Below are 10,140 nucleotides of genomic sequence, written 5' to 3'. Positions count from 1 at the left end.
GGTGATTGTGTGGTGATTTGGTATCCATGCTTAGGGGTTATACCCGTAAACATGGGAAAAAGCCAGAGCCCCGTTTTAACTTCCCCAAAACTTTAAATAAAATTACCGCCTGCAACTAGCGTGAAAAAGCCGTGGAGTAAACTCTGTGCCTGTCAAACTACCCGTATGTAATGTCAAATTAACTAATTCCGCTAATTAAGCAGAATTACCGGAAGACAACTCCGGTAATTCACGCAAATTGCAGGACAATGTTCTTATTTCAAGCTGAAACAACCTTTGACGATGCGCCGATTACAAATATACTTACCCCGAAATGGAGAAATTTGACCTCACAGTTATAGGATCCGGCCCCGGGGGATACATATCGGCGATAAGAGCCGCGCAGATGGGGATGAAAGTCGCCGTTATCGAGCGAGACAAACCAGGTGGCGTATGCCTTAACTGGGGATGTATACCTTCAAAAGCAATTCTCAAGTGTGCAGAGATGTACTCGCACTTTCTTGACTCGAAACGTTACGGAATCACTCACAAGGGATTATCCTTTGACTACTCGGAAGTAATAAAAAGCAGCAGGAAAGCCTCAACCTCTCTTAACAAAGGTGTGGAGGGACTTTTCAAGAAAAACAAGATCACCCTTATAAACGGCACGGGAAGACTCACCTCAAAACATGGAATTTCCGTTATCGGAAAAGAATCACAGGATATAGAAAGTGAACGGATACTTCTCGCCACGGGTTCTGTCCCCAGGACACTTCCCGGGCTTAAGGTTGACGGAAAAGTTGTGATGACAAGCGACGAAGCGATAATGCACCCAGAGGTTCCCCGCTCTGTCGTGATAATAGGCGGAGGATACATAGGAATGGAATTTGCCTATGTCTACAACTCTTTTGGCAGCAAGGTGACCATAGTGGAAATGGAAAAACAGGTCCTGCCGGGAGCTGACGAAGAAGTAGCGAAAGAGGCGAAGAAGATATTCACGAAGCAGGGAATGACTATCCTAAACGAAACTGTGTACAAATCCCTTAAGAAAACCTCGGGTTCCGCAACCATGACAGTGGAGAGCACGGTTTCAGGTGAACAGAGCACTCTTAAGGCCGACATGGTGCTTGTGTCAGTTGGAAGAAAAGCCATAGCGAATGCGGCGCCGACCTCTTTTGCCTTCTATGGCACGGGCGACAGCATGGGCCTTGAAGATGTGGGAGTAGAACTTGATGAAAGAGGATTTATAAAGACAGATGAAAACTACATGACTACCTGCGCCAATATCTACGCGATCGGGGACGTAATCGGAGGTCCCATGCTTGCGCACAAGGCTTCAGAGGAGGGAGTTGTTGCTGTTGAAAGAATGAACGGCCTTAACTCTAAAGTCCATTATGACTCAATTCCCGGATGCGTTTACTGTCAGCCGGAAGTTGCCATGATCGGCCTTACGGAAAAACAGGCAAGAGACCAGGGGTATGATGTGGATATAGGAAAATTTCCTTTCAGGGCTGTGGGAAAAGCGGTCGCCGTCGGAGAAACAGACGGTTTTGTAAAAATGATTTTCGACTCGAGGACAAAAGAACTTCTCGGAAGTCACATAATAGGCCACGGGGCAACCGAGATGATTGCGGAAATCGGAGTGGCGAAAACCTTAGAGACGACACCTTATGAAATAGCCACTACCCAGCACGCTCACCCCACACTCTCTGAAGCCGTAATGGAAGCAGCCCTTGACGCGCTTGGAAGAGTAAGGAACTTCTGAGGTACAGGACAGAACACTTGGTCACTGCTCCAATGAGCACCCTAGATATATACGAACTCGGGACTGTTCCCTACGAAAAGGCACTTGAATATCAAGAGAATCTTCTCGCCAAAAGAATCGCGGAAGAAATACAGGATTCCCTTATTCTGCTTGAACACCCGCCGACGATCACCACTGGAAGAAAGGGGAACACTGAGAACCTGCTTGTAAGAGAGGAGTATCTTAAAAAACACGGAATCTCCTTCGTACACGCATCAAGGGGCGGAGACATAACCTTTCACGGGCCCGGACAGATCGTGGGCTACCCCATACTGAATCTCAAAAACCACGAGATGGACATTCGAAAGCACCTGAGAAGTATTGAGGAAGTAATCATCAGGACGCTCGGCGACTTTGAAATCGAGGGCAGAAGAATAGACGGGGTCACGGGAGTCTGGGTAAAAAGAAACAAGATAGCCTCCATAGGGATAGCCATCAGGAAATGGGTGACATACCATGGGTTTGCTCTTAACGTCAGCACTAATCTCGATTATTTCGAGCTGATACTCTCGTGCGGAATAACAGACGTGAGAATAACCTCTATCGGAAACTGGCTTGGAGACGAAGAGGAAGTTAAAATGGATGACGTCACACAATCCGTTATAAAGAACTTCATGGGTGTTTTCGGTTTCGAAGACTTCATGCTGAGAGACGAGAAAGAGATAGACTAAAGATTCTCAAGATCGGAATTGCTAGTTAAAAATGTCAGAAGAAAGAATTCAGAGATTTAAGAAGTTACTTGAGAAAAACCCCGCAAGCCCCCTTGTTTACTACAGTCTTGCAAATGAATATTTCAAGCTCAATCGTTACGAGGAGACCATAGAAACAATTAACACCTACCTAAAACTTAAAGACGACGAAGGGGCCGCTTACAGAATACTTGGCCATTGCTACACTGAACTTGGGATGCCAGACCAGGCAAAGGATGCCTATGAAAAGGGCATCCAGGCGGCATCAAGACACGGACATCCAGACATGGCTGAAGAGTTCCGCGATTACCTAGAATCCTTGGATATCTAGGCACTTCAGTCCGCAAGCAGATTCCACTCAATCAGGATAGAACCGATAACTATAAAAGCAATTCCCGTAATCCTCATGGGTCCTGGACTTTCTCCCAGAAAAAGATAAGCGTAGATGGCTGTAAACATGGGAAAAGTAGCCACTATCGCAACAATTTTTGAGGTATCGGCCATCTGAAGAGCCGTGAAATAGAGAAAAAGACCGATCAATCCTCCGATTAGTCCCGAAAGAAGTATCCAGAAAAGCGTCCGGCCGTCGACAGCAATGACCTGTGCAAACCTGCCCGTAGCCAACACTAAACACACCAGACACAACGAAGTGAAAACAAATCTTATGGTGATTACCGAAAGCGGAGAAGCATCTTTCAGACTCAGTTTTTCAAAAATCGGGTTAATCCCGAATATCATAGCCACAAGAAAAGCAATAAAAGTAGCCTTCATTTTATCCTCCTTAAATGCAACAGAACTCCCATCAGGCCGCAAAACTTTTTTGGTTTTTTCACATATATTAGCAGTTTCCTAAATATTTTTCAGAATCTAAACTCAGCTGTAGAGGAAACTATCTGTCTTTTACATCCGTCTAGAACTTGTAGGATTCAGGCGAAGCAGGAATCTTTGTTCCGAGATAATGGAAACTCCACAAAAAACAGTCTGCCTAGTAGCTGACGACATGTTCTTCTCGTCAAAGATTGAAAGCGCGACCAAACACCTTGGTATTGTTATGATAAAGGTAAAGAACCATGATGAGTTTCGAGACAAGATAGGAGGAAAAACAGTTGACCTCGTAATTGTTGATCTCGCCTCAAAGAGAATTGATGCCGAAGATATCTTCACCAAGCTTAAGAGCTTTCCAGAACATCAAGGAACCTTCTGTATAGGATATCTGCCACACGTGGAACGGGAGCTTGCCAGCAAATTCAGGGAAAAGGGAGTGGATCTCGTTATTCCAAGATCGAAATTCTTTCGGGAAATGAGCGAGATAATTGAAGAACATCTAGAGTCGAAGTAAAAACACAGATCTCCAGCCCTGAAAATATTCTTCTAGTGTAAGTGGTAGCGACTCGTACTCACGCAAAAATCCGCGGAAATTCATATCACATCTGTAACCAAACCCCAATCATGAACCTAGCTTGACAATGAAAAGGGGAATAATAATAATGTTTCCAAAGTTTTTTCCCCAATACCGTGGTAGCAACTTATGTCAGCCGATCAATCCAAAATATGGTTTAACGGAGAAACAGTGCCTTGGGATGAGGCAAACGTGCACGTACTTACCCACACTCTGCACTACGGCCTAGGCGTCTTTGAAGGCATAAGAGCTTATAAATGCTCTAACGGAAAGTCGGCAATCCTAAAACTCACCGAACACATGGAAAGGCTTTATACCTCGGCGCACGTGGCCGGCATAGAAATTCCATATGACATGCAGACCCTTTGCGATGCAATAACGGACCTTCTGCGTGAAAACGGACTCGATGAAGCTTACATCAGGCCAATAGCTTTTATCGGACCGGGGAAAAAAGGAATACTTCCCGGAGATAACGCCGTAACCGTGGCGATAGCCGTATGGCCATGGGGGACATATCTGGGAGATGACGCGATTGCTAACGGAATCAGGGTAAAGATATCATCCTATACGAGAATGCACGTTAACTCCTTTATGACCAAGGCCAAGATATGCGGAAATTATGTGAATTCAGTAATGGCACGCCAGGAAGCCGCCGACCTCGGTTTCGATGAGGCAATACTGCTTGACTCAGAAGGTTACGTGGCCGAAGGAAGCGGGGAAAACATCTTCATCGTTAGAAACGGGATTCTCAAAACTCCTCCTCTAACTTCTATACTGGAAGGAATAACTAGAAAATGCGTTCTGGATCTCGCCGACGACGAAGGTCTTTCGGTAAAGGAGCAGCGTTTCACAAGAGACGAGCTATACATCGCGGATGAAGCCTTTTTCACTGGCACCGCCGCCGAAGTAACGCCTATAAAAGAAGTTGACGGCAAGAAAATAGGTTCCGGAAAACCTGGAGAAATAACAAAAAGACTCCAAGAAAGGTATTTCGCCGTGATAAAAGGAGAGGATGAGAAATTTAGCCACTGGCTTGATTACATCCCTTGAACCGGTTTCCCAAACAAAAACTATGTTTTAACCTAGCGGTCTATCGTCTAAACCGCCGCTTCATCAAAGGGTTTGCTTGCCTCGCTCATGGATATGAATCCAGGAACATTCTCAACGCGCTTAACCCAAGCTCGAATTGCAGGATATCCATCTAAAGCAAATCCACCTTCCTCAGCCACATGAGTGTATGCGTAGAGCGCAATATCAGCAATCGAGAAACTCTCGGCAACTAGAAAAATATGAGAAGTCAGATGGTTTTCCATAAGAGCCAGTGCGGCTTCACCCGGTGCCTTTTTGGCTTCCAGCATAGCCAGCACGTCGTCTGTCAACTCGCGATGCTGGCGCAAAAAACGTGAAGTAGCGATGTTTGGCTCATGGCTGTATTGCTCCCAGAACAACCATTGTAGAACCTGAGCTCGCTTGAAGGGTTCGGACGGCAAATAGTCGGTTCCTTCGGCAAAATGGAACAGGATTGCGTTTGATTCTGTAAGCACACGACCATCTTCAAACACCAAGGTCGGGATTTTTCCATTCGGGTTGATCGCCAGGAATTCTGGGGTTCGGGTCTCACCATTCAATATATCTAGGTTGACTACTCGAAAAGCCTTGCCAGTAAGCCGAAGGATCCATCGGACCTTATAGCCATTGCCGGAAATCGGGTCATCGTAAAGGGTTAACATAGGTGTTCCTCCGGTACATTCAGGGTGGAGGAAGGTAGGCTAGCACGACAAATCATTGGGGGCAAGAAGCAGACTATAAGAGGAAGCAAGATGCCTGATTACGCCCCCCGGATCCTCTTTTTTTCAGGAAAAGAGCGATCGGCAAGGAACCTACCTTTTCATAAGGTAGTTAACTATGGTTCTCACCCCGAACCCGGTTGCCCCGTACTGATACCACTCCGAGGATTTCTCCACGTATGAGGGGCCGGCTATATCTATATGGACCCAAGGAACATCCGAAACGAAATTTTCGAGGAAAAGCGCCGCGGTTATCGCCCCACCCCACCTGCTTCCTACATTCTTAACGTCTGCCACGCGACTTCTTATTTCCTCTCTTAGCTCCGCATCAAGAGGAAGTTCCCACATCTTCTCGCCGACATCGTCCGCGGAACCTAAAATCGATTTCACGAGATTCGCGTTATTTCCCATAACCCCGGCGTTATGGAGGCCGAGCCCAACTATGCAGGCACCGGTAAGGGTTGCGAGGTCTACTATCTCGGAAACTCCAAGGCGGACTGCGTAACTGAGTGCATCCGAAAGCGCCACCCTGCCCTCTGCGTCGGTGTTTATAATCTCTATTGTCTTTCCGTTAAGAGCTGTTACCACATCATCCGGTTTGTAGGCAGAAGCGCCGGTCATATTTTCGGTGGCCGGGACAATTCCGTGAACGTTAACGCTGGGAGTCAGTTCCCCGAGCGCTTTCATGGTCCCTAGTACTACCGCCGCACCCGACATATCCATTTTCATCGTTCTCATGCTGTCTGCGGGCTTAAGGCACAGACCTCCCGAATCAAAAGTTATACCCTTGCCCACGATAGCAACTTTTTTGCGGGATTTTACGGGAGGTGAGTAGGAAAGGTGTATGAACCTCGGGGGCTCACTACTTCCAAAGGAAACCGCTGAGAGTCCTCCCATTCCCATTTGTCTTATCTCATCCCTATCAAGGACCTTGCAATTGATATGTTCTGATCCTTCGGAAATCGAAAGAGCATGTTCTGCGAGAATCGAGGGGGTAAGGATATTCGGAGGATCGTTAACAAGATCCCTTGAAAAAGCTACGCTACTTGAAACAGCGCTGGCATATGCGGCCTCACCGCTGAAATAATTGGCCGAAATCCTCCTTGACGCTATACACACTTCCTCTATCCGGTTCTTCCTTCTTCCGGAAGATTTAAACTTCCCGTATTCATAGGTCCCGCAAGCCATGCCCTCGAGAAAAACCTTAAGAAACTCCCTATCCACGTTGGAAAAATCAACGGAGACGGTGCGGGAATGCTGGCCGGTTCTTGCAACCGCAATATTTGCGGCGCGAAAAGCCTCAAGTGCCCCGAAATTTTCTTTTTTCCCAAGCCCAAGGAGAACGACTGTTTTCGTATTGAAATCGCCCGGGGTATCAACTACAACCGTTTTTCCGAAAGCACCTTTAAAATCAGACGACTTCACTTTGTCTGAAAGGAATCCTCCGAGTTTACTATCGATTTTTCTAGCGGCAGCTGGAAGCCTCTGCCCCTCATAACAGAAAAAAACAACTGAATCCGACTCGACGTCGGCGATATTATCCTTTATCAGAAAAAACTCCATTTCTTCACCATTCAATCCAGATTTAAAAATACAGCCCAAATACAGATGGTTAACAAGAAGGTAATTCTACACTACCAACACCCGGTAAAACAAAAAGAATCTTTTAATATGGGGGTTTTTCAAATATGATTTAACCGTCTAATCCAACTAAAAAGAGAAAATCACCCATGATTCAAGAAGAAAGAATGACCCGTCATCTGATGGATATCATACAGATAGACAGCCCATCAAAGAAGGAAAAAGATGTAGCCCTAAGACTTGAGGAAGAAATGAGGGACCTAGGCGCTGATTGTTTCTACGACGATGCAGGAGACAAGGTTGAGGGAAACATTGGCAACCTGATAGTAAAACTTCCCGGAACGAAAAAAGACGTCCCGCCGTTTTTTCTCTGCTCTCACATGGACACCGTAAGTCCCGGAGAGGGAATAAAACCAAGAGTGGAAGACGGTGTAATGAGAAGCGATGGTACAACGATACTAGGAAGCGACGATAAAAGCGGCGTATCCATAATAGTTGAAGTACTTCGAGCGCTCAAGGAAAACAACATTCCCCACGGGGATATAGAGGTCGCATTTACTATATGCGAGGAAATAGGTCTCCTCGGAGCAAAATTCCTTGACCCTTCAAGCTTTAAAAGCCCATACGGAATAGTTCTTGACAGCAGCACACCAGAGAGACTCGTCCTCAGGTGTCCGTGCTCGGATATAATGGATGTAAAAATACACGGCGTTGAAGCACATTCGGGGCTTTGCCCCGAGAACGGGATAAGCGCCCTAGAAATATTAAGTGATGCGATCTCGAGAATGAAACTCGGAAGAATAGACCACGAAACAACAGCAAACATAGGAAAGGTAAAGGGAGGATCCGCGATAAACATAGTTCCCGGTCTTGTTGAGGTGAAGGCCGAGGCTCGAAGCCACGATGAAGGGAAACTTGACGCACAGACACAGCACATGCACGACTGCTTTCTGGAAGCGGCCCAAAGCAGGGAACTTTTCCTAGACGGGGAACGACTCGGCGCACGTGCGGAGGTCGAGATAGAACGCGTGTATCCCGTAATGAACGTCTCTCCGCAGGCAACCGTGACTAATCTTGTACTTGAAGCCGCTGCGAACCTGGACCACGACATAGAACTCCACACAAGCGGCGGAGGATGCGACGCAAACTTCATAAACGAGAAGGGAATCGAATGCGTAAACCTTGGAACGGGGATGTACGAGCTCCACACTGTAAACGAATATCTTCTGATCGATGAATTCCGCAGATCGGCGGAGATAGTCCTTGAAACCATAAAACTCCATTCGGAAAGCAACTGAGCGATGAAGGCTCTAATTCTGGTTGATCACGGAAGCACTGTAGAAGAAGCAAACGCCCTTCTCGAAGACGTAGCCGACAAGGCAAGAGCCTACCAAGACTCACCGTTTGATATGGTTGAGCACTGCCACATGGAACTCTGCGAACCGTCAATAAAGGAGGCTTTTCGCAAATGCGTAGCGGCCGGCGCGAGCGACATAACAGTCCACCCGTACTTTCTCGTACCGGGAAGACATTCAAAATCCGATATACCCAGGATGGTAGCCGAGGCAGCGCAAGATTTTCCGCAAGTAAGCTACAGGGTAACAGAACCACTGGGACTTCATGACAAGATAATAGAAGTCATATTCGAAAGATCGCTTGGGTAATCCCTGTATAAAATCTGATAAAATAGGGATATTCCAAAATCTAATTCACCCTTACTCATTGTCTCAATGATCTATCGATGACTTCTCTTACGTAGCTATCACGGTCTTCTTTCTGAAAAAAGCCGTTGCGGTCATGAAATTCCTTGATATCGTAATCTGATCCCCACCAAGATGAGTTGTAGGGAGTAGTAGAAATAATAAAAGAATTAAGTGTTATATGATCATCATACTGACGGAGATTTTTTTCTATCTCTTTAAATCTTTCGGTAGAAATTCAGTTTGGGGCCCTCCATACTTGAATGGAGAATCCCATGCGGATCAACAAAGCTGATGTACTGCCGGCCTTTCCACAAGATCTACAATATGAAATCGGGGTAGAATCCCCCTTCATTGAAAAAACCAAAACCTATACCTCTGCTTTGGTTGCGAAGCAGATACATTTCCTTGTCTCTAAAAAAATGCTCATGCTGTTGCGCATACTTGGTTAAACTCTCGACAAAATGCTTTTCTCCTTCATTGAGCGCCACGGGTTTAACTTTGATATAGTCTACTTTTTCACCGATGTATATCAGTGGTTCATAAAGATGTCTGGAGTCAGCAAAGACTTTAAAATTATCCGATTCCAATGTATGGGGGACTCCATCGCTAATGGCTTTCTTCAATTCCGTGACTCGCTCAATTAAATCTTCCCGCTTGACATCGACACTAACAATATACTGGTGTTGTCCACTATCTTTATCCCAGAGCAAGTTCCGATCTTCCTTGTCAAGAAACCAATACTCAAGATGTTTCTGCTCCCAGCGAGAACGGTTCAATTTATAGGGAATTAAATCACATCAAAGTCTTGATGATTTCAAACATATGGGAGTCATTTATTGCATCTTCAGTGCCTTATTCAGACTAACTCACATAAAGCACTCAGACTGTAAATGCAACATTATCCATAAGAATGAGTAAAATCAAATTCTATACCAAATCCAACTGTTAAGAGTAAAAGAATTTGTAGGAAACAGTCAGAAGTGAATCCGTCTTCATGTCAAGAGCATTAGGCTCTTTACTGTTCACACCTAGCCTTTGAAAACATGACCTATAGTAGAAAAGCCGGTATGTTCTTTAGGGCATTTCTAAAAATACCCTCGTATTCCAGTTAAACTTCAAACAATAACAAAGAATATCCGCTCACCCCCCCCCCCGTCAAATTACAGGGGGGCCGTGGGTGTGGATACAAAACAATGCC

11 protein-coding genes are annotated in these 10,140 nt (G+C 45.8%); 7 read left to right on the top strand and 4 right to left on the bottom strand.

The annotated features are described in order from the left end of the window. The first annotated feature begins 313 nt into the window (after positions 1-313). From lpdA to OXG10_02375, 3 genes are read left to right on the top strand one after another with little or no spacing between them, the layout of a single operon-like run. Positions 314-1,744, top strand: a complete 1,431-nt coding sequence (gene lpdA / locus OXG10_02385) for a dihydrolipoyl dehydrogenase (protein ID MCY3826216.1) — start codon at positions 314-316, stop codon at positions 1,742-1,744. Between the two features lie 32 nt (positions 1,745-1,776). Continuing rightward, on the top strand, positions 1,777-2,454 hold the full coding sequence (lipB, locus tag OXG10_02380) for a lipoyl(octanoyl) transferase LipB (protein MCY3826215.1): 678 nt from the start codon (positions 1,777-1,779) through the stop codon (positions 2,452-2,454). Between the two features lie 31 nt (positions 2,455-2,485). Next, positions 2,486-2,803 carry a tetratricopeptide repeat protein gene (locus tag OXG10_02375; GenBank protein MCY3826214.1) on the top strand — a complete coding sequence of 106 codons (318 nt, stop codon included), beginning with the start codon at positions 2,486-2,488 and terminating at the stop codon, positions 2,801-2,803. Between the two features lie 5 nt (positions 2,804-2,808). On the opposite strand, the gene OXG10_02370 is transcribed toward OXG10_02375, so the two are convergent. Further along, complete coding sequence (locus OXG10_02370; protein ID MCY3826213.1) at positions 2,809-3,243, bottom strand: EamA family transporter; 435 nt, start codon at positions 3,241-3,243, stop codon at positions 2,809-2,811. Positions 3,244-3,430: 187 nt separating this feature from the next. Here OXG10_02370 and OXG10_02365 point away from each other — a divergent pair, with 187 nt between their 5' ends. Both OXG10_02365 and OXG10_02360 read left to right on the top strand, forming a co-directional pair. Next, positions 3,431-3,811: a hypothetical protein gene (locus OXG10_02365; GenBank protein MCY3826212.1), complete on the top strand. Its 381-nt coding sequence runs from the start codon at positions 3,431-3,433 to the stop codon at positions 3,809-3,811. Between the two features lie 189 nt (positions 3,812-4,000). Next, complete coding sequence (locus tag OXG10_02360) at positions 4,001-4,921, top strand: branched-chain amino acid transaminase (protein ID MCY3826211.1); 921 nt, start codon at positions 4,001-4,003, stop codon at positions 4,919-4,921. Positions 4,922-4,968: 47 nt separating this feature from the next. Here the strand turns inward: OXG10_02360 and OXG10_02355 are convergent, their stop codons facing one another. Further along, positions 4,969-5,601: a glutathione S-transferase family protein gene (locus tag OXG10_02355; protein MCY3826210.1), complete on the bottom strand. Its 633-nt coding sequence runs from the start codon at positions 5,599-5,601 to the stop codon at positions 4,969-4,971. A 150-nt stretch (positions 5,602-5,751) separates the two neighbouring features. Next, entirely contained in the window at positions 5,752-7,221 is a 1,470-nt protein-coding gene (locus OXG10_02350) for a leucyl aminopeptidase (GenBank protein ID MCY3826209.1), read from the bottom strand. A 167-nt stretch (positions 7,222-7,388) separates the two neighbouring features. Here OXG10_02350 and OXG10_02345 point away from each other — a divergent pair, with 167 nt between their 5' ends. Together OXG10_02345 and OXG10_02340 are read left to right on the top strand one after the other, a co-directional pair. Beyond that, entirely contained in the window at positions 7,389-8,537 is a 1,149-nt protein-coding gene (locus tag OXG10_02345) for a M20/M25/M40 family metallo-hydrolase (protein MCY3826208.1), read from the top strand. A 3-nt stretch (positions 8,538-8,540) separates the two neighbouring features. Continuing rightward, positions 8,541-8,903 (top strand): cobalamin biosynthesis protein CbiX, encoded by a 363-nt coding sequence (locus OXG10_02340; protein ID MCY3826207.1) that lies wholly within the window; start codon positions 8,541-8,543, stop codon positions 8,901-8,903. Between the two features lie 356 nt (positions 8,904-9,259). Here the strand turns inward: OXG10_02340 and OXG10_02335 are convergent, their stop codons facing one another. Next, complete coding sequence (locus OXG10_02335) at positions 9,260-9,652, bottom strand: hypothetical protein (protein MCY3826206.1); 393 nt, start codon at positions 9,650-9,652, stop codon at positions 9,260-9,262. Between the last annotated feature and the right edge of the window lie 488 nt (positions 9,653-10,140).

Source organism: Candidatus Dadabacteria bacterium (assembly GCA_026706695.1).
Taxonomy (GTDB): domain Bacteria; phylum Desulfobacterota_D; class UBA1144; order Nemesobacterales; family Nemesobacteraceae; genus Nemesobacter.
Note: the sequence above shows the minus strand (reverse complement) of the source record. Positions and strands in the feature narration are given on the sequence as shown.

Excerpts from the sequence above, each read along its gene's own strand:
- lpdA (MCY3826216.1), top strand. The coding sequence starts at position 314 with ATGGAGAAATTTGACCTCACAGTTATAGGATCCGGCCCCGGGGGATAC.
- lipB (MCY3826215.1), top strand. The coding sequence starts at position 1,777 with ATGAGCACCCTAGATATATACGAACTCGGGACTGTTCCCTACGAAAAG.
- OXG10_02375 (MCY3826214.1), top strand. The coding sequence starts at position 2,486 with ATGTCAGAAGAAAGAATTCAGAGATTTAAGAAGTTACTTGAGAAAAAC.
- OXG10_02370 (MCY3826213.1), bottom strand. The coding sequence starts at position 3,243 with ATGAAGGCTACTTTTATTGCTTTTCTTGTGGCTATGATATTCGGGATT.
- OXG10_02365 (MCY3826212.1), top strand. The coding sequence starts at position 3,431 with ATGGAAACTCCACAAAAAACAGTCTGCCTAGTAGCTGACGACATGTTC.
- OXG10_02360 (MCY3826211.1), top strand. The coding sequence starts at position 4,001 with ATGTCAGCCGATCAATCCAAAATATGGTTTAACGGAGAAACAGTGCCT.
- OXG10_02355 (MCY3826210.1), bottom strand. The coding sequence starts at position 5,601 with ATGTTAACCCTTTACGATGACCCGATTTCCGGCAATGGCTATAAGGTC.
- OXG10_02350 (MCY3826209.1), bottom strand. The coding sequence starts at position 7,221 with ATGGAGTTTTTTCTGATAAAGGATAATATCGCCGACGTCGAGTCGGAT.
- OXG10_02345 (MCY3826208.1), top strand. The coding sequence starts at position 7,389 with ATGATTCAAGAAGAAAGAATGACCCGTCATCTGATGGATATCATACAG.
- OXG10_02340 (MCY3826207.1), top strand. The coding sequence starts at position 8,541 with ATGAAGGCTCTAATTCTGGTTGATCACGGAAGCACTGTAGAAGAAGCA.